Genomic DNA, 22,736 nt, shown 5'->3' on the forward strand with positions numbered 1-22,736 from the left:
GAGGCCGGTAATGCTGTCCAGTACCGACAACCAAGGGGTTCATAACGCTCGTCCGGCACCCTTATGAATGAGGCGGGATAATGGTGAAGCAAACTGTGTTCACGATAACGCTTGAGTCCGATCTGAATGATGAGTTCATGTATGAAGCCGAGGCGGCGCACCGCTCGGCCTCTGAGATTGTGCGCGAGCTGATGCGTGAGTATGTCCAGCAGCAGCGGGAAGCGCGGGAGTACGAAGCTTTCCTGCAAGGCAAGGTACACAGCGCCCGTCGCTCAAAGCAGGCTGGTGAGGGGCTGAGAAATGCTGAGGTAGAGGCAAGGTTCGCTGCTCGTCGGGCACGGGTTGAGGATTAAGCATGAGGGTGTTCTGGACATCCGAGGCGTTCGCTGACCGTATCGTTATCTGGGACTGCTTGGAAGAGTGCCACCCGCAAGCCGCCGTGAGGAGGGATGAGTTGCTCAGTGCTGCTGCTGACCGACTGGCAGATTTCCCTGAACAGGGTGGGGTAGGGTATGCCTCGCCTTATCCTTGTGGAGAGTATGGCGTGATGATTAATCTGGAGAATCCATAGGTGGTCACGCTTAAGAAATCTAACAAACGGGTTTGGAGGCATACCTCGACTTTCAGTTCGGTATTGCACGACGGGGGAAAGAGCTTCTGTAGGAGCTGACCAAACCATGCCTCTCCCAAACAGGCTGCGCAGGAGTGTGACGACCTAACATTTTCCATTCGACCCGTTGTTGGGTAACAGATCACACGCTGATAATAGCGTCCTCGACTTCTTCTGAGTCAGGCGCGATGCTGGGGAGGATCGGCCAAAACTCAAAAACTTACTCATTGAGGAACTGCTTTTCGCGATCAGCCATCGTGTCCGGAACGATACCGGCGAAGACGCAAGTGCAGCGGTTCCAGTATCCAACCCATTGTTCCTCATCACGGCCTACCTGAAGCCCTAATTTAGCCGCCACTGTGGCTCTCTGCAAGAGATCCTGGCAATGGTATCCCACATTTTTCAGGAGTTCAGAAACGCTGTAAACGCATCAATGGATCTGAGGTCAACAAGACCAACCTCCGCTATGTCGCGGCTGTCAACGCCCAGTCATCGGTGGCCATACGCGAGTCCAGGCATATACATACTAAGACACTAGCAACCTGGATAAATAGGTGAATAATTTGTAAGCGAGCGCTGCATGTCTTTGCTACAGTGAATCAGTGATGAGCTTCATTGCAGTGAAAAAACCGTTTATCTAAAAGACAAAAATAAGGGGAATTTTGAATGTCTATCATGCCACGAAGATTTTTTGGCGGCTTGGCGGTGGTTGCGATTCTCGCAGTAAACGTCGCGTATGCTGCCGATGAGAACGTGAAGCGCATAATGATTTACGGCGACTCCAATACTTGGGGGTATATGCCTGTCGAGAGTGGCCCGACCACCCGTTATCCAGCTGACGTTCGCTGGCCGGGCGTTCTAAAAGAAAGGTTAGGGTCTGACTATGAAGTGGTTGTAGAGGGTTTGAGCGCACGTACAACTGATATACCTGACCCCACGCTACCTCACATTTCAGGTGCCGGACTCGATGGATCCGCCTACCTCTCACCGGCACTTGCATCCCATCTGCCGCTTGACTTGGTTGTGATCATGCTGGGTACCAACGATGTGAAAGCGATGTTCGATCGCTCACCGTTTCGGATTTCGCTTGGCATCGGTAAGCTGATCGATATTGTGGATCAGACTGGAGGCGGTGTTGGAACATCTTATTCTGCACCAGAAGTCTTGGTTCTTTCTCCACCGCCACTTGGAGATCTCGCGCCTGAAGGACGTGCTGAAAGGTTTGCCGGTGGCGTCGAAAAAACAGAGGCACTTCCCGCACTCTATGAAGCTGTGGCGAAGGCTGCCGGAGCGGAGTTTTTCGATGTCGGCACCCTGACGACAACGGACGGGGTAGATGGCGTCCACTTCAGTGCAGAGGCGCACAAGGAAATTGGCGTCGGGGTTGCCGACAAAGTCAAGGAAGTCTTGGAGTAATGTGCGCTGTGTCCTCGGGACCACGCGGTTGGCTGATCCTCAGGTTAGCCAGCCGGCTACTGACGCCTGATTCTGCCATGACTTAAGCGCTTATCAAATAAAGGAGACGATACCAATGCAAGCACGTACAGTCAGCTTTATTGCTCTCACCAGCTTTGCTCTACTTCCTATCTGTGCGGCCGCCCAAACTCCGCCCCAGGTCGATACGCTCGAAACCCCCAACCCTGAGCAGTTGCTCTACATCTTTAATTAAAAGTCAATTTCGCCGCCGTGTCGTCAGCCTCACCGAACATCAGAAGATCTGGAAGGATTACAATGAATAATTGTAGAAACTGCCTCGCAACAATTGCCACTGCTTCCGCCGTCGTGATGGTATCTCTGACCCCTGCCGAGGCGAAGGTCACTCGTCTCGAGGTCCTGTCGTCCGAGTCCGTCTACGACGGTAAGACCTTCGGTGAAGCCGGAACCTACGAGCGCATCAATGCGGTCGCGCATTTCGCCTTGGATACTGCATCGGAGCGCGCAGCAGCGATCGTCGATATCGACGAGGCGCCCGTCAACGACAGAGGAGAAGTCGAGTTCAGCGCCGAAGTCGTGGTCCTGCGCCCCACGGGTGAAGGATCGGGGACGCTATTCTACGAGGTACCCAACAGAGGCCGAAACCTGAGTTTTCCACTGCTAAACCTATCCGTCGGCAGCGGCAGCTTCACCGTCGACGACCCCGGCGATGGCTTCATAATGGAGCAGGGCCATACGATGGTCTGGGGCGGTTGGCAGACCGGGCTTGCCGACGACCTGCTGACGGTGAGCCTGCCGGTTCTCGAAAACGTTACGGGCCCATCGCGCGAGGAGTTCATCTTCGACGACACTGAGTCCGTCAGCACCGAGGCACTGAGCTATCCGGCCGCCGACCTTGACCCGGCATCGGCGACGCTTACGGTACGCTCTACGCCGGAAGCGCCGCGCGAGACACCAGAAGGGCTGTCCTTCCAGTACATCGACGAGCGCACTGTCGAAATCACCCGGCCCGAGGGTTTCGACGCGGGCGCCATTTACGAGTTCATTTACCCGGCCAAGGACGCGCTGCCGACCGGGCTTGCCTTTGTCGCGACGAGCGACCTTGTCTCCTTCCTTCGTGGGAATTCGGGCCACGACGTCGAGAGCCCCATCACGGCTATCGAGCGCACCGTGGGGATGGGTATCTCGCAGTCCGGGCGGTTTCTGCGCGACCTTATCTACCAGGGGTTCAATGCGGATGAGGGCGGGGCGCGAGTGTTCGACGGCGCCATGCCGCACATCGCCGGGTCGCGGAAGACCTACACGAACTACCGGTTCGCACAGCCTGGCCGCTATTCGCGCCAGCATGAGGATCACGACTTCCCCGGGGACCAGTTTCCGTTCACCTATGTCGAGCTGACGGACCCGCTGACCGGGGAGACGGACAGTATCCTAGCCGCATGCGAGGCTACCAACACCTGTCCGTTGCTGATGCACAGCGATACCTCGACAGAGTTCTGGCAGGCGCGGGCGTCGCTGGTATCGACGACACCTGACGGCGAGGCACTGGAGATGCCTGATGGCGTCCGACTCTATTTCCTCGCCGGGGCGCCGCACTTCAACGGCTGGGACGGCGAATCGAGTGAAAGCCCAGTCTGTGTCTACCCGACCAATCCGGTCAGCGTGGCGCCGACAATGCGTGCTCTCGTCGTCGCTATGGAAGCGTGGGTGAAAGACGGAACCGAGCCACCCGCCAGCGTCTACCCCGGCCTCGAACCTGGCACTCTGGTCGAGCTGGATGCGCTGAAGCTGCCGCGCATCGACGGAACCGTTCCGGAGCCAGTGCCCAATGTTCTGCGGGTGATGGATCACGGCACGACGCCACCGACCGCCGGCGAGGCGTACCCGGTCCGCGTGCCGACGGTGGACGACGACGGCATTCCACAGGGCGGCGTGCACGAGCCCTTCATCGCGGCGCCGCTCGGGACATACTGGGGTTGGAATCTGCGGGACGAGGGGTTTGGTGAGGGGGGCCTCTGCGGCCTGACCGGCAGCTTCGTCGCGTTTCCAGCATCACAGACTGACGCGGATAGCCGTCGTCCGGTCAGCGTCCGCTATAACAGTCAGGAGGGCTACGTTGAGGCAGTGCGAGCTGCGGCAGAGGATCTTGTTGACGAAAACCTGATGTTAGCCGAGGACGTCGAGCTTGTTATCGACGGAGCACCTACATTCCCGACGGAGACCCCGACGGAGAAACAGTAGAGGCGTACGGGTCCGCTTCAACTGGTCGAGCATCGGTTGGGCGGTACGTGCGTTGGATTTGATTTCCCTGGGCGGCCGAGGCGTGCGCCCTATGATCTACTGCACTACTGGAAGTAAGCGAATAGGAGCTTCGACCCGAAACGAGATGGCGCTCTACGCAGCATGTGCCAATGGTCGTCTCCTGCGTCCAGCGGGGAGCATATATTTCCTTTTTTTGGGTCTGCTCGCTTACATAGCGGTTGGTCTATTGGAATCGCGTTCTTGCCGGAACTGATTGATTTTTTTAAAGATTGCCATCCGCTATCTTTTTTTCAGTCCTTTTTCATGACTATCCCGGGTTGATGTCGATGTGCACGTACCCCGGCTCATACGCCTTGAAGGGCTTGTGTCGGGACTTATCGTCATCGCCGGCATCCTGCCGAGCCAGCGCCGCCAGCGTCGGCACCTCACGCCGCTTGAGCATGCGATGCAGGCCGGAGCGTGACAACCGAGCGTCAGGAACTCGCGTGCCACGACGAGCAGGTCATCGAGGCCGAGGCGCAGGAAAGCCCGGGAGCGATCAGCACCTCCTCCTGCTCTGGCGTCAGCGTGGCCAGCAGGTTGTGTCGCGTGTGTGAGCGGTCATGAGCATCATCACGGTACCGCCAACGGCGAATGTTCGAATCTCCGACACCGTACTGGCGGGCCAGCGCGCTATCGCTGATGCCGGCGGATGCTGCCTGGATCTCGGCACGGATCTTCGGTGTCGCGGTGGTTTGTTTACGCAGCTGGATGGGAACGAACATGTACCCGAATTAATTGCTGAAGAAGCACTCTGCCTTCCATCAGTAAATAACTCCTATGGGTCATCTGATCATCCGGGACCCTACACTTAGCAAAGTCAATTTGTGACACAGTAGAACTAGGCAAGGCTTCACCAATGAAGAAGTGGAGGCGTATTTTGCCGCACAGCGCGCCCGAACTAAGGGACAGGCGTAAGGGTAGGTCGTTTATGAATGAGTATTTAGAAAGGATTTTGGTGGCGTCGACGCTGCTTATCATGGCAGTCGGCGTTGCTTTTGCAGAATACTGGATTACAGGGAAGAAGTGACGAGACCAGAAAGGAGGGGTGATGATTGAACTGGATGAAGTTTAGGTGGCGGCTCTTGAGAAATTCACAAAATGGGTTTCTGAAACGCACCCTGATGCCGAGTGCAGCGCTGCTCGACGCGGGAAGGGGCATTCCCTGGAGCTGGACGTTCTGATTGACCAGCTACGCATACCGGGCGCTGAGGCGATACAGTCGGCGGCAAATGATGTGCTCGTGACGGATGGAGTCTATATCGTGCCGCACGTATCGCCACGTGGTCCTGACCCGACCCAGACACCACTGAATCGGCTACGTGGGAGCGTAAAGTCATTTCACCGGCCGTTCGATCCAGCTGATGATTAGCGGTCTCACGCTGATGATGGGCTTTCCGACAACATCCTCATTTTCGGGGTCGACAGATGGCAGGATAGGCCCGAATTCAAAAATCAGTTCATTGATGAAGTGATTTTCGCGATCAACCATCGTATCCAGATCAATATCGTACCAATGCTCTGTGTACCATAGAAATGCATCGTTCCGCGTCATCTCTGTGTCGCTTAAATTATGGCGGAGTGCGCTTTTGTGTAATTGCGGGTAGTCTTCCACGGTTATTACAATGGAAGTGGTGAGCGGGGAGAGTTGAGTGATCGGGCGACCTGAGGTATAGGGCCGCTCATTGCTATAGCTTTGAAATGTGCGATACTGAGGAATGATCGGTCCAAATTCCTCTATCAAGCTATTTATGAAATGAATTTCGTGATCTTCAAGCGAGCGGATAAAGACATATTCCCACGTCGACGCGTAGCGCATATGTGCGTCTTCCCGAGAAATTTCTTTAACCCCTGGGAAGCTCCACATTATAAAGCGGAGTGAGTTATAGTTATCAACACGTATCATCTTTTCCATCTCGAAAGGGTAGTCCACTATGCCTCACTGGTCGATGCGCATGCGGCGTCAAATGGAGAAGCGACTTCTGCGCATCCTGGAGTCCCGCAGAAGTGATTTTGCGGGAGAGGGCGTCGACCTAGATCTCTGGAGCCGCGAGGCTTTTCTCTGGACATCAGATGCACAGGGGAACCGCTACAACATCACTATCTCGACAGCATTTTCAGACGCAGGGTTCTACATCAGCGTCGAGGGAATCGATCACCCATCAGGCCACCCCGAGATGCATCAGCTCCGCGATCCTGAGGAGATCCTGTCTTTCCTGCATTATCGAATCGATCAGATACACGGCAAGGATCCAGCGGAGAAAGTCATTTTGCCTCGTGTCGAGGTATGGGCGGGCTCTAGAGCAGAAGCGCTGCGCTGGTATAGGGAGACGCCAATTCCCGCACTGGAAGACCTCACGGTCCAGCAATTGGTCGCCCGGGGGAGGATGGCTGAGGTGCTGAGCTACATTGAGCACATCGACCAGGGCGGCTATGCCTGAGGACTACTCGGTGCGACCCTGGATGGTGCCGATATTGCGCTCGACCGTTCTGAATATGTGTAGCGACTTCAGCCTTCCCACCATTTTGTTGAACTCGACCTAAGTGCTTATTTGGACCTTGAGGGCCTCTAGGCGATCTTTTTCACCGTCGGCGTTTGACATCATGTTCGTGTACCCTGGCTCAGGCTGATACCTTAATGATCGAGAAGCAAGCTGATCAAGGGTCTCATTCATCGGACGGCCTGAAGGAAGCATCCGGGCCTAGCTGACCTTCTACATTCCTCAGCACATGCAGGGACTGTCCCAGCGTGCGCACGTTGTAGGCTTCTCGCAGCGTTGCATTAACCTCCTCGCCATTGCCAGACAAGCAGTAAAGTGAGTTTGCGGTCTTCACCAAGCCAGTGTCTTCATCAAAATGACTGATTTTGCTGGTAGACACGTACTCCCCTGGCATGAAACGGGCTTTGTAATCTGACACAACGTAGTCGGAAAACAGTATCTGCATAAATTCGCCAGCATCTACGACATTTATGATTTCCCAGTCTCTTACTATGCAAGCCTTTTTTTCGATTCCTTCTTCTGCCACAGCCCAAGTCGGATTGGCATGGACAACTCGGTACTCGCAAAGCTGTTTTATGAAAGCTTCCACCACATCAGGATGGAATTTATTCCTGTATCGCTCACGCAGGGCCTCTTCTTCATTTTTTCTGTCTTCTTCGCTGAGTATCATGTTTATCTCCTGTCTGGATTTGTTAATAATAGCTGCATTTACGAGGGGCGCAAGACGGATTGATCATTAATTGAAACGTCGAGTGTTGTTACTGTTATAAATTGACATAAAGCCTTATTTGTTGGGAATGGGACCCTATAGGTGTCATAAAGCCGTTTTGGACAAGGTGATTTCACTTCTTGTTTCGTGAGCCGCATTTTTACCAACAATAACAAACTGCCAATGATAAGGGCTTGATAAAGCATCAAGCGATGGACTGATACTATGAATAATACGCCCAATGTCTTGCCGCCTAGAGAATACTCCGACACAGCAAGTCAACGAAGGATAGTATTTTATCAGGCTCCGGGTCCCGGCATTGTCCACTAGTGGACAGTGTGATTGATGCCGAGCTGCCGCGCCAGACGCTGATACTGTCCATTAATGGACAAGGGCGTCGACCGTCGAGCGGTCGAGATAGCGCCCCACATGACATTGCCGATAGTAGGCATCTCTTTCGGTTCCGAGATCTGGCACTGTCCACTATTGGACAAAGTTCATGTTTTGTAAAAGAACGTTAAAGTTACTCTTTATTTTCTTGGCTGATGTGATACTATATTCACACAATCACATCAGAATATGTCTACAAGAAAAAAGTCTAAAGCCAACCAGGCGCTCACCAGTTTTTTCCATTTCCGACCTGAATCCTGGGATGCCTCTCTACATCAAGATTCTTATTTTTCATCACTCATGGAAAAAGAGCAACGTGGGTTAGCCTCATTTATGTGGGCAATGTTCGCAAACGCTATTCCCCACAAATCGCATCGTCCTGACCTGACACCTATCCACTGGAGAGCGAAGCAAGACATCTTCGTTTCGGCGGCACGGTTCGATGAAATAAATGACAAACTGGGATGGTTCGACAAGGAACTAGAAGGGGTGAAAGGACGGTACGCATCTGGCTGGGAGTTGACCAGTCATGGCCGGGAGGTTGCATCCGGATTCTTCTCAGAATTTATGTCTAACCTCGCAACCAAAAATAATAAATTAATAACTGGCATGATCGATGCCGCTGGTGCTCCGTATCGCACACCATCCGATGCATTTCGCAGTATCACAGCAACAGGATCGAAATGCCGATTTCCTCGCAGTGTGATGTCGTCACTAGTGGAAATCAATACTCAGAACCTCCAGCACCTAATTGAAGCGGCGGAGTGTTGGTTGAATGGTGATTTATTTTCAGCACGTTTAGGATGGCTAAAAAAGCATTGGGATGAGTATGAACGATGTTACGGTCATCATAAGGCAGATGGACGTGTCAGAATGGCTCGAGATCAAGCAAAAGTAATGTTGGTAATATCTCTTCAGTGCAAGGGAGAGGGTATGTTCGTTCCCACAATCTATTCTGAGAGCAAGGCGGGGCGACTGTACGCTATGGGGCATGTTAACCTCCAGCGCTGCGTAGGCGAGGTGCGTAGGTTAGCATTACAGGGATGTTATGACGTTGATATTGAGAACTGCCATTGGTCGCTACTTTCTCAGATGGCTATGCGGATCGGTATTGATACCCCAAATATTTCCTACTATCTGGATAACAAGAAACTGCTTAGAAATCAGATTGCAGGCTTTGCAGGTATCACGATCGATGATGCCAAATTTGTATTGATTTCATTGATTTATGGCGCTGTTTTGCGGTGTCGAGGCTCCCGTGAGTCTTTTGATGACAAAAAGAATGCGATTGAGGCCGAGCTTGGTAGGGATGTGGTGGAGAGGTTGGCTACTCATCCGATGTTGCAAGGATTACTTGAGGATCTGAGAAAGGCGAGCTGTGTAGTTGTTGAGTATTACACAAAACAGACCAAGAAAAAGGGAGGTGTCGTAGTGAATGATGCCGGTAGGGAAATTAGTATATCAAAGTCGGAGCCTAAGATTTTGTCTCATATTTTGCAGGGCGCTGAATCTGAAGCTTTGCGTGTGATGATTGAGGAGTTGAAGGGAAATCTTGTGTTGTTGCAGCATGATGGAGTGACCGTAAAATTTATGCCTGATCTTGTTGAGTTGGAGAAAAGGGTAAAAGAGAAGACTGGGTTTTCTTTGAGTTTGGAAGCTGATCTTCTTTAAATATATCATGTCCTGTGCCATTTAGCATTATTGTCACGACGTTAGCCTTGGTGCAGGGCTTCAGGGTTTGATCTTTCTGTTTTTCTTGGCTAATAGTATGAATAGGTGTGGCCCTTTGGTAGTGATGTGTATAGCATCTCTTTAATATGCCTTATATTGACCTGGTATATATTATATTCATTAGTATATCTATACTATGGTTTATTAATTAAATGATAATACCTGAGTAGTATGTATGTTAAACTATAAATACCTGACAGGTCTATTATATATTTCCATCCAGAGATATTGAATATAGAGTGTGTATGTCAGATATTTCTTTTGTTAGCTTGGTTTGTATTATACCTGATGGTGCCAGGTGGTGGTAGATTAAGAGAAATCCAGTTGCACTCCACTATATCTAGCCTGAGCTTGAAATACAGTGATTTAATGGATTTGGCCTAGGGAGAAGAGGGTAGGGCAGGGGTAAGGTAAGGAAACCAATTATTCCCCTTGTTTTGAGCTATTGTGAAGGCTTTTAAGATTTAATGGGAGGTCGGATAGGTGGAGAGCGCATACGTATAGCTAGTAAGGGCTGGACGCAAAGGTGCTGGCCCTTGCTGAGTCTGATTCGGCGTGCATTTCACCGTTTCCAGGGAACTGAATACGCAGCAGTCGCCGGTGGGGGCACAGCATCACCTTGCAGTTGTAACACTGGTAAAATAATTAGTATGTTTTCGATCGGCATGATGGCGTCCAGCTGTGTCAATTCAAATTTGGGGCGGGTCAACACGGACTCCAGGACAATGGGACTCACGGCTCACCTTTCTCGATGGCGCGAATATTCAGGCTTACCTTGCCCTTGCTGGCAAGCTTCGCAACTAGGTAGATTGCGGTTTCTTCCCTGATCTCCAGCTTCGTCGCCAAGGTCGCTGCATCTACCTCGCCCTGTTGGTTCAGAGCCGCGAGCGCCTCGTTTTCCAAGCCTTCCATCCATTTGGCGAATAGGGTGTGAAGCTTGGACGTAGCAATGGCCGCCATCAAGGATGTTCTGTGAATGGCGATCAACATCTCCGAACACATGCACATCCCCATCATCTGGGGCATCGGGTTTGCAGCCTCACTGCCGGGCTGGTTCCCCATCTGCCCCATCATCTTCTGCATCCTAGCCATGGGGCCTTGGCCTTCCTAGTCCATCTCAGCCATCATCTTCTTCATCATGTCGATCCCCATCATCGGGCTGGCAGCTCCCCCATCTTCGTGCTGCGATCCGTTTCCTGCATTGGCGTCTTCATTTTTGGATACCATGTTGAACCTCTTGGTGAGTATTTCTATCGGTAGGGCGGACGAGGGTCACTTCCGAATCAGTGTGTACGGATGAAAACTGCCCCGTAGTGGTAGGGAGGAAGCTCGACCTGCGTCTCCAGTTTAAAGCCGGCAGGCTCGACCACCTTGCGGGTTTGTTCCGTCGACATGCGCATTGCGGTCTTCGGGCCTCGTGGGTGCCCGAACACAGTCGTCTGTTCTCGTGGCAGGGGATGCCAATTGACGATAGCCAACCGGCCGTTGGGTTTCAGGGCCTTGGCGATTTCCTGTGCCATAGCTGTCTTGTCTGGCACTCCGTGAAAGGTGTTGGCGATCAGCACATAGTCTGCCGATGCATCTAGAAGACGGCTAAGCGCCATGGCGTCCCCCAGTAGCCAGCTGCAATTCGACATTCCTTCGTATGCCGCTTGCGCTTGCTCCAGCATGACTGGATCGAGGTCGACACCGACGACGTGTCCCGCGCCGACCTGCCGGGCGATAGCGGCGGTAAAATAACCATCCCCACAACCCAGGTCGACAACCATTATCCCTTGCCCTATGCGTAAAGCACTGACGACCTTGTCAGGGTCAGGCCACAGAGCATGCCACCATTCCCTGTCCGGCATGGCAGTGGCAGGAAACATACGGTCCTGAGTCGACATCATCGATCCCTTCGAAATCGGCCAGGCTATAGCTTAAACCCGTGTCTTGATTTCAGGGTCCACTATAGTGGAGTTGTGTATTCCGGCGATCGAAACCGATTTGCTTATCGGCCTCTCGCTGGCTCTGGTTTTGTAAGCCGACCTGTCCAGGATGTCGTCGGCCACCGTCACCGCGCCGATGGTGTCTTGCCAGTACTCGATGGACAACTGGCTGGCCATCAACGTCGAGCCCTGGCCATAGCGGGCCTCGGTCACTCCATTAGGTCCTGCTGCTACTCAGCCGGGTAGGGTGGATAGTGTTTGGTAGGCATAGGAGCAGATTCCCCGTCGGTGAGTGACGAGATCAGCGTAGGGCGTCAGGCCGCTTCGATAAATGACGCGCCGGAATGGCCGATACCGATCGCGAGGAAATGTAAAGGACACAGTCGCCGTCGCAGATGCCACGGCGTCTGGGTCTGGCTGAGGGATGCGTCAGCGAAGGATGTCGGTCAACATTCGGTAGATGATCTCGTTGGTGGCGTCCACGAGGATGGCATCCGACCCCGCATGGCGCCATTCATAGCCTGGGTAGCGTGGCAGCTCATGTACCAGGCGGTCGTCGAAGCGCTTGGCGATGCCAGGAGGCAATGGCTTGCCACGAACCAGGTTCTTGCGGATACCCGGCGGAAGACGCTCGATCTCTTTACGGGATAGCCGATCGGGCCTCTGCTCGAAGATCCGGCGGATTTCGCGCTCCTCGATGACAGGCCCGTCGCGGCGATCCCGATAGTCGCGCCGCTCGCGATCCGCCCGGTAATCATAGTCGCGGTTATCCTCGCGATAGCGGCGGTCGTCTTCCACCGGGCGAGACTGCCGCTGGTGCTGGCTATTGCCCTTCCCTTGCCCCTTGCCAGGCGAGACTGCATCGCCACGTTCATGCCCGTGTCGCTGAGCAGCCCCGTGGCCACGGCCGGGGTTATCCGGCGGCTGTGCCAGCGCGGCGCCGCCAAGGGTCAGCAAAACCGTCAGTGGGACCAGCACCAGGGGACGCAAGAACCTTGTCCTGAACATCGTAAGCCCCTTTCCACAATGGTTTTCATGATTAAGTACCATGAGTATAGAGGCGAACGTGTCGATTCGAGTGCAAGAATCAGGGAGTTATCGTGATTCGGAATAAATCGGAAATTCTGCTGCATTGCAGCAGACAAGGGGCTGAAGTAGGTGTGAGGCTCCAAGCAGGAGACCCGTCTAGAAGCAATCACCCGCCCATATCCACCCGCTGGATACCGACGTTCTGACGTTCTAACAACTGGAGTATTGGCACCTTTACGCTATGGCGATACCGGCGGTTATGCAGGCCGGCCGGCTGATTACGAGCTATGGTGACTTCTGGTATACGGGAGGAGGTAGGAAAGGTGGCGTGCCCTGTTGATTGATCTCGCCAGCTCACAATCAACACGGAATGGATACGCCATGACCGATTCTACCCTCCGGGCTCTTTCACAACCAGAATACCAGGTCACTGACCCGCTGCACGAGCTGCTGCGCCAGGGCCCGTGACCTGATCACCAATGCCGTCGAGGCTGAGCTATCCAGCTTCCTGTCGCAGACTGCCGACCAGCGACTCGACGATGGCCGCCAGGCCGTGGTTCGCAACGGCTACATGCCCGAGCGCACGGTACAGACCGGGCGGGATCGGGGACGTCAGCGTGCAGGTGCCCAAGGTGCGTGACCGCATTGGCGGTGGCGCTCGCTTCAACAGCAGCCTGCTACCGCCCTACCTGAAGCGGGCCCGCAGCATCGAGGCGCTGATCCCCTGGCTCTACTTGAAGGGGATCTCAACCGGCGACTACCAGGAGGCCCTGGCGGCGCTGATGGGCGACCAGGCCAAAGGGCTGTCGGCCAACACGGTGTCACGGCTCAAGAAGCAGTGGGAAGACGAGCATACCGAGTGGCGGCAGCGGGACCTGGCAGATCGACGCTACTTTTACTGTTGGGCCGACGGTGCGTACAGCAACGTGCGCATGGATGACCGCCTGTGCCTGCTAGTAATCATCGGAGTTAACGAGCCGGGCCGCAAAGAACTGTTGGCCGTCGAAGACGGCTTCCGCGAGTCGGCAGACAGCTGGGAGACCTTGCTGACAGGCCTGCGAGAGCGCGGCCTGACCCAGGCGGCCCCAAGCTGGCGGTGGGCGACGGTGCCATGGGGTTCTGGTTAGCTCTGTGCAAGATTTACCCGGAGACTAACCATCAGCGTTGATGGGTTTACAAGACGGCTAACGAGCTGAACAAGCTGCCGAAGTCCGTGCAGCCCAAGGCCAAGGCCGACCTCCATGACATCTGGATGGCCGAGACCCGCGACAGGGTGCACAAGGCTTTCGATCGCACCCTGAAACGCTTCGAGGCCAAGTACCCCAAGGCGATGGCGTGCATGGCCAAGGATCGGGAGGAGCTGCTGGCGTTCTACGACTACCCGGCAGAGTACTGGACGCGTATCCGCACCACCAACGCGGTCGTGTCGATCGAGGCGGCCATCCGCTTCGTCACGGTTCGCCTGTGGAGCAAGCGCAGTAAGAACTGCGAGTCCCGTGCGACGGCCATGGCAATGGTCTTCACGCTGTTTCAGAGCGCCGAGGCACATAGGAGAGGAATCAGGCATTTCCAGAAGCTGGTTCTGGTCTTCAGCAACATCAAGTTCAAGGACGGGGAGCAGGTAACCGAACAGTCAAACAGGGATGCTGCCTGACTGATGGATACCAGATTTGTCATTAACTCAGTTCTGACAGATAACAGCGTGCGTTGACTTGATAGTCAATCCACTCATCAATCTCTGATTCAAGCCATGCTACGGCTCTGCCTGTCAGTGGTACAGGGGGAGGGAATTTGCCTGCCTTGATCAGACGATACAAGCTAGATTTGCTTAAAGAAGTCTTATCGAGAACAATTTCTTTCTTTATAAGTCGCTTTGACATTTTGCACCAAGGGCGCCTTGCGAGGCTTTGCCTGCAAAGCTTTCTTGCGGCTGATGATATGTACAGTTCCTCTGTTTGTCAATACCCTTTTGTCATTTATGCAGGCGCTACTGATCTTGCCCAGCTACTGCGGATATCTTGACCAGCTAAGTACACCTAGCCAATGGGAGGGTCTCTTCCTCAACCACTCTGGCGTGGAGGTGACACACTAATAGGATTGGGTTTCATAGTCTGAGGATGAGGGGCACCAGATGAGCATTACCCTGGGCGGCGTCTAAATAGAATTTCGGTGCCTCCAGTGTATGGGTGAATCGAGCACGCCCTAGCGACCAGTTGCCCTGCCTCACGCTGCCCCACGTGCATGGGTTGATTCGCCATGAACAGGTCAAATAGAAAGAAGGGTACTCCCGTGCCAAATGCCTGATGCTTCGGTAAAGTATATGTAGGACGTGGGATAGTCGAGGCCCTGGACGAACCAATCGTTTCAGGGGGTTCCGACGATGCGGTGGGAAAGCAGGACGTCGGCATCGAGACGCGGGCAAGAAAATTCAGTCTTCAGCTTCGCCGCCTTCTTGTCTGTGTGGCGTTGATCCCCTGACAGCAGGTGGCTATGGACATCAAATTTGTTCAAGGACCCATGATCTGGTGATATCATCTGCTCAGCTTGTAAGCAGGAGTGTTGCCAAGGTAGAGGTTATACTTTGGTCTTATGTGGCGCGTTGGCGTGTTGAGTAACTGTAATTTCCCTAGATGTCCCACATAGATCCCTGGCATCCCAGGTGTGTGGGGGTACATATGGGGGTATTAATAAAGTTCTGATAAAAAAACATGTTACAAAACAATCTTATATACTGCCAATCCGATGGGTACACGACCCACCAGTCATGCAAGCGCCCTCGCTTCTCAGGAAGCGAGGGCGTTTTTGTTTGGCCGTCCAATGGTGGGCCGCCTAGTGGTGGATCGGGACGATGGGTGGAAATGTTGGTTTCTACTCGGCGGGCGTGCGCGGCGAACCAGGGGCCTGGCCATTCGCCACTTGATGATGCTGCCAAGTTGGCCAAGCGGGGTCGAGTAACGCCCGGATGTCTGTTGCCGATAGTGGCTCACTGAACAGGAAGCCCTGGGCGCCATCGCAACCTAGTGACATAAGGAGTTCAAACTGGGCTTGGGTCTCGACGCCCTTGGCGACGACGCGCAGTGCCAGATTCTGGCCAAGATTGATGATGCTTTTGATGAAACTGGCATCGTCCGGGTTGTCGATCATGTCGTGAACGAAGCAGGGGGCGATATTGAGAGTGTCGATAGGAAGGCGTTTCAAGTGCTTCAGGCTGGCACTCCCGGCCCCGAAGTCGTCGATGGCAATACGTATCCCCAAGCCGCTCAACTCAAACAGCGTCGATGCCGAGGCGTCGGTGAGATGCATGAGGTCGGTTTCGGTCACTTCCAGTTCGAGAAACCGTGCTTCCAGCTCCGTCTCGGTCAGGATGTCGGTAATACGGGCAGGCAGTGTCTTGTCGCGCAATTCAAAGGCCGACATATTCACCGCCATGGGCACGATCTTGACGCCTTCCTCGTACCATGCCTGTAATTGTCGGCAGGCTTCACGCAGGACCCAGTGGCCGATCGGAACGATCAGTCCACAGGTCTCAGCAATGGGTAGGAACGACGAGGGCGTCATGAGACCCAGATTCGGGTCGCGCCAGCGGACCAAGGCCTCGACGCTACCCAGATAGCCGGTAGCGATGTCTATCTTGGGTTGGAAATCGAGGAAGATGGCGTCTTCCTTGAGCGCCCTATGCAATTGGGTTTCGACATAGCTACGTTGCATCATCAAGGCATTCATCTCGGCCTTGAAGAACTGGTAGTGGTTGCGACCGCATTTCTTCGCGTGATACATGGCTGTGTCGGCATTATGTAGCAAGGTATGGTCATCGGTTCCGTCATCGGGGTAGAGGCTGATGCCGATACTCGTGGTAATGCGCAACTCATGGCTGCCTATTCGATACGGCTCCGCTAATGCGGCAAGTATTTTCTCTGCAATCTTGGCGGCATCCTGGGGTTTTTCGATTTCACTCAGCAGCACCACGAACTCATCGCCCCCCTGACGGCATACCGTGTCCGTGTCGCGGACGCACTCGCTCAGCCGGCCTGCGACCGACTGCAGCAAACTGTCACCCAAGGCGTGGCCAAGCGAGTCGTTGATGGGCTTGAAGGCATCGAGATCCATGTATATCAGGGCGACCTGATGCTGGTGTCGGTGTGCCAGTCCGATGGCGCGGGTGAGGCGTTCTGCCAGCAGGATGCGATTGGGCAGCCCAGTGAGGGCATCATGTTGTGCCTGATAAGCCAGCTTCGCCGATTGGGTGGGTGACTGGCGGGCATCATGAAACACGATCACTGCGCCGATGACGCGACCATTACGATCATGGATGGGCGCCGCCGAGTCTTCGATCTCCAGTTGGCTACCATCCTGGCGAATCAGCACGCGGTCCATCGCGAGCCCGACGGTGCGGTTATCTTGCATGGCTCGCCGTGCCGGACTGGTCGCCGTCTCATGCGTCTGGCAATTAATGAGCGGAAAGACCTGAGCTAGAGGCTTGCCGATCGCTTCGGTACTCGACCAGCCGGTCAGCGTTTCAGCCACCCGGTTCAGATAGGTGACCCGACAATCCAGGTCAGTGGTCATCACGGCATCGCCGATCGAATTCAATGTCACCTGAGCCCAATTCGTCGCGGCATGCAAGGCGTCTTCGGCGTCACGCAACCGCGCGTCAATGTTTTTCTGCTCGGTAATAACCTCGATCGTCTGAACGTCACCTTCGTGGCTCGTGCTGCCTTGAATGGCGTCTTTGGTGATGCGCACCCAGACTGTGGTCTGATCAGGCCGCACAATGCGCGCTTCAGCGTGGAAAGGCTGCTGATGACATCGTGCCTGTGCCCATGCTTGCTGTAGCCGAGGCCGGTCGTCAGGATGGATTGGCAGACTCCAGTGAGTTCCCGGGCCATGCAGCACTGATGGCCCGACTATTCTGCGGTAAGCGGCGTTGCTGTAAGTGCATGAGCCCTTGCTGTCAGTAATCATGGTCCCGTGGGGTAACGCATCGATCATTCGGCGAAAGCGTTCCTCGCCTCGACGCAGCGCTGCCAGGGTGGCTTGGTGGCTAAAGGGAGCTTTCAAGACGCGAGGCAGCCAGTAGCCATCCAGATGGCACTTGAAGAAGACGTCGTGCATGCCGCGCTGCATGATCTCATGCTGGATTGGCGGGTCCTGAGTATCACTCAGGCCGATGATCATGGCGTGAGGCACCGCTGTGACCAGCCGATCAAGGGCGTGCGCCCAGAATGTATCGGGCAGCGTCAGATCGAGCAGGATAATGTCGGGCGCATGTTGGTGAAGTGCCGCCTCGGCGTCATCCAGGGCCTGTCGCCATACGAGACGGAAGCGCCCCAGGGGGGACGCGAGGGCTGATATGACATGGCGTGCCTGTTGAGGTTCGTCCTCAATGAGCAATACTTGCAGCGTTGCGTCTTTCCTCTCGACATTGTTCCAGATATCAAAAGGCATTGATCTGGTTTGAAAGATCGTTTCCAATGCCATGGGTCCGCTCCTTGTTCCTCTACTCCTTAAGCATCCGAGAGGAGTTCGTCCTTTGTGCATAAAGACGCTACATTAGAGTTAATTGATTCTAAGGTCGCCCTTGCCCGCTTCTGTGCGCTACCGAACGCATAGTTTATTTCCCGATGTTTTGCATAACAATAATGAATAAAACCATAAAAAAGCATGGCGGGAATTTCCTTAATTATAATTGTTCATTGAAAAATTGATTTATTGAGCATTGGTCAGCTAAATACGGCTAGTCATGCGGATGTCTTAACGGATCATCAAGCGCCACGATCCAGTGTCGTATTGAGAGACAAGTGACAGGAGGACTCATGCGTAGTTTTTCTAAATTAGAATTATTTTACAATTAGTGAACTGATTGCAAGGGAGGAATTCACCATGTCGATAAAGGCCTTCAGGGATGATGACTTTTTACTCCATGCGTCGAAGAACGATATGCTCGATGGGTTGCCGATCCAAGAGATTGAAAGACTGCTGCCCCATCTTGAGCAGGTCGAGTTGGCGTTGGGCGATTCATTGGGTGAACCGGGTGAATCAATGTCCCATGCGTATTTTCCCATGGATGCTGTCGTGTCGCTACTCTGCACGACGGATGACGGGGTTTCTACCGAAGTTGCCATGGTGGGGAGCGAGGGAATGGTAGGCATATCGCTTGTCCTGAATGAGGCGGGGATGCCGGGTCGTGCCGTCGTGCAGCGTGCGGGTAGCGCCTATCGCCTCAAGCGCAAATGGTTGAAGGAGGCATTTGAGCAAGTGGGAGATTTTCAGAAGCGCTTGCTCGGCTACCTGCAGGTATTGATGATCCAGATGTCACAAATAGCGGTTTGCAATCGTCATCACACCCTCGATCAGCAACTGTGCCGCTGGTTGTTATCGAACCTTGACCGCTTGCCTACCCATGAATTGGTAGTCACCCAGGAGTTCATGGCCAACATGCTTGGCGTGCGTCGAGAGGGGGTCACGGAAGCAGCGGGTAAACTTCAAGGGGCAGGGCTGATTTCCTACCATCGTGGGCGTATTAGTATTCTCGACAGGAGCGGACTCGAGGCACGTGCCTGCGAATGCTATCGCGTCATCAAGAGAGTGTGTGGTCATTCCTTATAGTCAAGCTGGGAATAAAGCCTGAGACTTCGATAAGCTATCCCTTGAAAAAAAGCTGAGAGTCGTCGTTATCGGTCATTGTTAACGATGGTATCTATAGGAAAAAATACTATCTTAATGAAATGATGTTAAAGAGCCTGATCTCATAACCTGGTGATGTCATCAGCAGGCTTTGTCAACAGTAAGATACCCCCCCAACGGTAGTGTGTCGCATTGAGGTGTGTAAGCGCTTTGCCGTGTCAACGCTCTCGTTACGGATGCCGTCCGCTATCGAGAACATCGATATAAGGGCGGCGCTGCGTTCCTTGCAGCGCATAGTGCAACATCCTGTTTAAGCATTTCCCTTGCCACACTCGGGGCCGATAATGGCCGGAATGGCTCGCGCGCTCTGTGCGGTGACGAACATAGCATCACGAAATTACGGCGTTTTTTGGTTCCAGTAGTCAGCGTCGGCGTTGCGAATCACTCGCTTGGCATACGGTTGGCCCAGCCTTCGCAGCATCTGTGCGGTAGCGTACAGATATTGCCGTAAAGCACCTTATACTTCAAGAAAGTGTATTTGATGTTTAAAAGGACCCCCGCAGGCGCGGTGGAAATCAGCGCTCCTGCGGGGGGAGGGGTTTGGTGCTGGGTAAGAGACAGCGCAACAGCGAGTGTTAGGAGGAAAGCTCAATGCATGAACCGCATGACTTCCAGAAAAATTCCTTGCTTGGTTCGCTTGAGGAAGACGAGCTATCGCGGATATTGCCTGATCTGGAAAAAGTGAACTTGACGCTGGGTGAAGCGCTCAGCGAATCAGGCGGAGTCATGAGCCACGTTTATTTTCCGCTTGATAGCATCGTCTCACTGCTTTGTGTGATGGAGGATGGGGCGTCGACAGAAATCGCCGTGGTAGGCCATGAAGGCGTCGTCGGCGTGTCGCTGTTCATGGGCGGGGAGACTACGCCCAGTCGAGCGATCGTCCAGAGCGCCGGGGAGGCCTACCGTCTCAAGGGCCGGCTGATGAAGAACGAATTCTATCGTGCCGGCGCGATGCAACGAATGCTGCTGCGCTATACCCAAGCTTTGTTGACACAGATGGCGCAGACGGCCGTCTGCAATCGTCATCACAGCGTCGACCAGCAGCTATGCCGTTGGCTGTTGCTCAGCCTCGACCGCATCCCGGGTGACGAGCTGAAAATGACTCAAGAGTTGATCGCCAACATGCTGGGCGTGCGTCGCGAGGGCGTGACGGAGTCGGCGGGGAAGCTTCAGAAGGCCGGGTTGATCGACTATCGGCGTGGCCGTATCACCGTGACCGATAGACAGGGCCTGGAAGCGCGCGTCTGTGAGTGTTACGAGGTGGTCAAGCGCGAGTACGATCGCCTGTTGGAGCATGACGCCGTCATGTAAATGAACCAGGCCGATGCAGTGATATTCCCGAGTTATGTACGCTAGCGTGCCGACGGGCGTTGTGTCTGATGGTAATTTATTGATATGCCATCGAAAGATCAACGATGGCGTCTCAATCTGCAGCCGACATCGAAATGAGTTTGACTTTCATTGTGCCGTTTGCCAGGTTCCTTCAACCGGAGCGAAACATGACGGCTCTCACTAAGATTTCCGTTAACAATCAACTGCTTGACAAGCTACCGGCCAGCGAGCGGTACGCCTTCATGACGGCTTGTGAAACCGTTGAGCTCACCTTCGACGAGGTGTTGGTCGAGCCCGCCGAGCGGATCACCCACGTCTATTTTCCCCTCGAAGGTTTCATTTCATTGATCGTCATTCTCGATGATGGCAATCGGCTGGAAGTGGCGATGGCGGGACGCGAGGGCATGATGGGGATCTCGCTGGTGCTCGATCTCGAAATAGAGGAAGCGCCGCTGTCAGCGTTGGTTCAAGGCGCGGGATCGGCGCTGCGCATGGAAGCTGCCAGCTTCCAGCAACTGCTGCTGAACAGCCCCGTATTACACCACCGCATGAAACGTTATCTCTATGTGATGATGAACCAATTTGCGCGGTCGGCCGCCTGTAACCATTTCCATCAGGTTGAGGCACGCCTGTCCCGCTGGCTGCTGATGACCCAGGACCGCGCCAATTCCGACCGATTGCAGCTGACCCATGAATTTCTTGCCATGATGCTGGGGGTTAGGCGTGCGGGAATTACCCTGGCGGCGATCGCCTTGCAGACGCGCGGTCTGATCCGCTATTCCCGTGGCGAGATTATGGTGCTTGACCGCCCGGGCCTGATCGAGGCGTCTTGTGGATGCTATGCCGCCGATCGTGCGCTCTACGCCAAGATGCTGACGGCATCCTGAGGGAGCAATTGCAGACGATTGTGGTCTAGAATAGATGATGGGTTGGCCGTCGCGAGAGACGCAAGGGCCGGCCCTATGGTGTATCGCCTCGCACGGAGCGTGCATGCGCGATACCTGGTGAAACGCAGGGGGAGCCCCTGCCAGTCACGGTGATAGACACATGACAATCATGACTTCCCGCCTTGAGGTGCGCGAGCACCTGGCACGCGCCTACTGCCCCGCTCGGATTCCCGCTGAGGATGAGGCGCGCATCGATGAAATCAAACGCCTTCTAAAAGTGCACAATGCCGTACTGGTGGCGCACTACTATACCGATGACGCCATCCAGCAACTGGCCGAGGAAACCGGCGGCTGTGTCGCCGATTCCCTCGAGATGGCGCGCTTTGGCGCGCGCCATGAGGCCGACACCCTGGTCGTTGCCGGCGTTCGTTTCATGGGCGAGACTGCCAAGATCCTCTCCCCGGAAAAACGTGTGCTCATGCCCACCCTGGAAGCGACATGTTCGCTGGATATCGGCTGTCCGGCAGACGAGTTCTCGGCTTTCTGCGATGCACATCCCGACCGTACCGTGGTCGTCTATGCCAACACGTCCGCCGCCGTCAAGGCGCGCGCCGATTGGGTCGTGACCTCGTCTATCGCGGTGGAGGTCATCGAGCACCTTCAGGCGCGTGGCGAGAAGATCCTCTGGGCTCCCGACAAGCACCTGGGCGGCTACATCCAGCAAAAGACCGGCGCCGACATGGTCCTGTGGGATGGTGCCTGCATCGTCCACGAGGAGTTCAAGGCCAAGGGTCTCGAGGATCTCATGGCGCTCTACCCGGAAGCAGCAGTGCTGGTACATCCCGAGTCGCCGGCGTCGGTAGTAGCGCTCGCCGATGTGGTGGGTTCCACCTCCCAGCTGATCAAGTCGGCCAAGGAACTGGCGAGCAACAAGCTGATCGTGGCCACCGACCGAGGGATCTTTTTCAAGATGCAGCAGGCGGTGCCGGAGAAGACGCTGTTCGAGGCACCCACTGCCGGCACCGGCGCGACCTGCAAGAGCTGCGCTCACTGTCCGTGGATGGCAATGAACGCGCTGGATAACCTGGCGGGGGCACTGCGCGATGGCAGCGGCGAGATCTTCGTCGACGACGCGCTGCGCATGAAGGCACTCAAGCCGCTGGAGCGGATGCTCAACTTCCAGCGTTGAGTCCGATGGGC

18 protein-coding genes and 2 pseudogenes are annotated in these 22,736 nt (G+C 54.6%); 11 read left to right on the forward strand and 9 right to left on the reverse strand.

Annotated elements, in window-relative coordinates; all coding sequences use genetic code 11:
- Positions 1 to 80: 80 nt before the first annotated feature.
- From KG088_RS14275 to KG088_RS14290, 4 genes are all read left to right on the forward strand, one after another.
- On the forward strand, positions 81 to 353 hold the full coding sequence (locus KG088_RS14275; RefSeq protein ID WP_213826439.1) for a ribbon-helix-helix protein, CopG family: 273 nt from the start codon (positions 81 to 83) through the stop codon (positions 351 to 353).
- Positions 354 to 1,276: 923 nt separating this feature from the next.
- On the forward strand, positions 1,277 to 2,026 hold the full coding sequence (locus KG088_RS14280) for an SGNH/GDSL hydrolase family protein (RefSeq protein ID WP_213826441.1): 750 nt from the start codon (positions 1,277 to 1,279) through the stop codon (positions 2,024 to 2,026).
- A gap of 115 nt (positions 2,027 to 2,141) precedes the next feature.
- The gene (locus tag KG088_RS14285; protein ID WP_213826443.1) at positions 2,142 to 2,279 is read left to right on the forward strand and encodes a hypothetical protein; all 138 of its coding nucleotides are present in this window, start codon (positions 2,142 to 2,144) and stop codon (positions 2,277 to 2,279) included.
- A gap of 62 nt (positions 2,280 to 2,341) precedes the next feature.
- Positions 2,342 to 4,285: an alpha/beta hydrolase domain-containing protein gene (locus tag KG088_RS14290; protein ID WP_213826445.1), complete on the forward strand. Its 1,944-nt coding sequence runs from the start codon at positions 2,342 to 2,344 to the stop codon at positions 4,283 to 4,285.
- Between the two features lie 340 nt (positions 4,286 to 4,625).
- Here the strand turns inward: KG088_RS14290 and KG088_RS14295 are convergent.
- Both KG088_RS14295 and KG088_RS14300 read right to left on the reverse strand, forming a co-directional pair.
- Positions 4,626 to 5,070, reverse strand: a pseudogene (locus KG088_RS14295) (IS481 family transposase); the annotation flags it as partial.
- Positions 5,071 to 5,681: 611 nt separating this feature from the next.
- Positions 5,682 to 6,251 carry a hypothetical protein gene (locus tag KG088_RS14300; RefSeq protein WP_213826446.1) on the reverse strand — a complete coding sequence of 190 codons (570 nt, stop codon included), beginning with the start codon at positions 6,249 to 6,251 and terminating at the stop codon, positions 5,682 to 5,684.
- A gap of 61 nt (positions 6,252 to 6,312) precedes the next feature.
- Between KG088_RS14300 and KG088_RS14305 the strand changes: the two genes are divergently transcribed.
- On the forward strand, positions 6,313 to 6,786 hold the full coding sequence (locus KG088_RS14305; RefSeq protein ID WP_213826448.1) for a hypothetical protein: 474 nt from the start codon (positions 6,313 to 6,315) through the stop codon (positions 6,784 to 6,786).
- Between the two features lie 226 nt (positions 6,787 to 7,012).
- Here KG088_RS14305 and KG088_RS14310 read toward each other — a convergent pair whose 3' ends face one another.
- Positions 7,013 to 7,516: a DUF6957 family protein gene (locus KG088_RS14310; RefSeq protein ID WP_213826450.1), complete on the reverse strand. Its 504-nt coding sequence runs from the start codon at positions 7,514 to 7,516 to the stop codon at positions 7,013 to 7,015.
- A gap of 618 nt (positions 7,517 to 8,134) precedes the next feature.
- Between KG088_RS14310 and KG088_RS14315 the strand changes: the two genes are divergently transcribed.
- A complete protein-coding gene (locus KG088_RS14315; protein WP_213826452.1) occupies positions 8,135 to 9,616 on the forward strand; it encodes a hypothetical protein in 1,482 nt (493 codons plus the stop codon).
- A gap of 792 nt (positions 9,617 to 10,408) precedes the next feature.
- Here the strand turns inward: KG088_RS14315 and KG088_RS14320 are convergent.
- The 4 genes from KG088_RS14320 to KG088_RS14335 form a co-directional block, all read right to left on the reverse strand.
- Positions 10,409 to 10,750: a hypothetical protein gene (locus KG088_RS14320; protein ID WP_213826454.1), complete on the reverse strand. Its 342-nt coding sequence runs from the start codon at positions 10,748 to 10,750 to the stop codon at positions 10,409 to 10,411.
- Positions 10,751 to 10,959: 209 nt separating this feature from the next.
- Positions 10,960 to 11,565 (reverse strand): class I SAM-dependent methyltransferase, encoded by a 606-nt coding sequence (locus tag KG088_RS14325; protein ID WP_213826456.1) that lies wholly within the window; start codon positions 11,563 to 11,565, stop codon positions 10,960 to 10,962.
- A 30-nt stretch (positions 11,566 to 11,595) separates the two neighbouring features.
- Positions 11,596 to 11,817 carry an ATP-binding protein gene (locus KG088_RS14330; protein ID WP_213826458.1) on the reverse strand — a complete coding sequence of 74 codons (222 nt, stop codon included), beginning with the start codon at positions 11,815 to 11,817 and terminating at the stop codon, positions 11,596 to 11,598.
- A 216-nt stretch (positions 11,818 to 12,033) separates the two neighbouring features.
- Complete coding sequence (locus tag KG088_RS14335) at positions 12,034 to 12,594, reverse strand: anti-virulence regulator CigR family protein (RefSeq protein WP_213826460.1); 561 nt, start codon at positions 12,592 to 12,594, stop codon at positions 12,034 to 12,036.
- Positions 12,595 to 13,014: 420 nt separating this feature from the next.
- Between KG088_RS14335 and KG088_RS14340 the strand changes: the two are divergent.
- Positions 13,015 to 14,287, forward strand: a pseudogene (locus KG088_RS14340) (IS256 family transposase).
- A 22-nt stretch (positions 14,288 to 14,309) separates the two neighbouring features.
- Here KG088_RS14340 and KG088_RS14345 read toward each other — a convergent pair.
- Together KG088_RS14345 and KG088_RS14350 are read right to left on the reverse strand one after the other, a co-directional pair.
- Entirely contained in the window at positions 14,310 to 14,513 is a 204-nt protein-coding gene (locus KG088_RS14345) for a helix-turn-helix transcriptional regulator (protein WP_213826462.1), read from the reverse strand.
- Positions 14,514 to 15,501: 988 nt separating this feature from the next.
- Complete coding sequence (locus tag KG088_RS14350) at positions 15,502 to 18,171, reverse strand: two-component system response regulator (protein WP_406565610.1); 2,670 nt, start codon at positions 18,169 to 18,171, stop codon at positions 15,502 to 15,504.
- Positions 18,172 to 18,513: 342 nt separating this feature from the next.
- On the opposite strand from KG088_RS14350, the gene KG088_RS14355 reads away from it, so the two are divergent.
- The 4 genes from KG088_RS14355 to nadA all read left to right on the forward strand — a co-directional run bounded on the left by KG088_RS14355 (position 18,514) and on the right by nadA (position 22,725).
- Complete coding sequence (locus KG088_RS14355; protein ID WP_213826465.1) at positions 18,514 to 19,239, forward strand: Crp/Fnr family transcriptional regulator; 726 nt, start codon at positions 18,514 to 18,516, stop codon at positions 19,237 to 19,239.
- Positions 19,240 to 19,908: 669 nt separating this feature from the next.
- Positions 19,909 to 20,628, forward strand: a complete 720-nt coding sequence (locus KG088_RS14360) for a Crp/Fnr family transcriptional regulator (RefSeq protein ID WP_213826467.1) — start codon at positions 19,909 to 19,911, stop codon at positions 20,626 to 20,628.
- Between the two features lie 188 nt (positions 20,629 to 20,816).
- Entirely contained in the window at positions 20,817 to 21,536 is a 720-nt protein-coding gene (locus tag KG088_RS14365; RefSeq protein ID WP_213826469.1) for a Crp/Fnr family transcriptional regulator, read from the forward strand.
- Between the two features lie 160 nt (positions 21,537 to 21,696).
- Positions 21,697 to 22,725, forward strand: coding sequence for a quinolinate synthase NadA (nadA, locus tag KG088_RS14370; RefSeq protein ID WP_213826471.1), 1,029 nt, complete (start codon positions 21,697 to 21,699; stop codon positions 22,723 to 22,725).
- Positions 22,726 to 22,736 lie beyond the last annotated feature (11 nt).

It is taken from the genome of Halomonas jincaotanensis, from assembly GCF_018448785.1.
Lineage (GTDB): Bacteria > Pseudomonadota > Gammaproteobacteria > Pseudomonadales > Halomonadaceae > Halomonas > Halomonas jincaotanensis.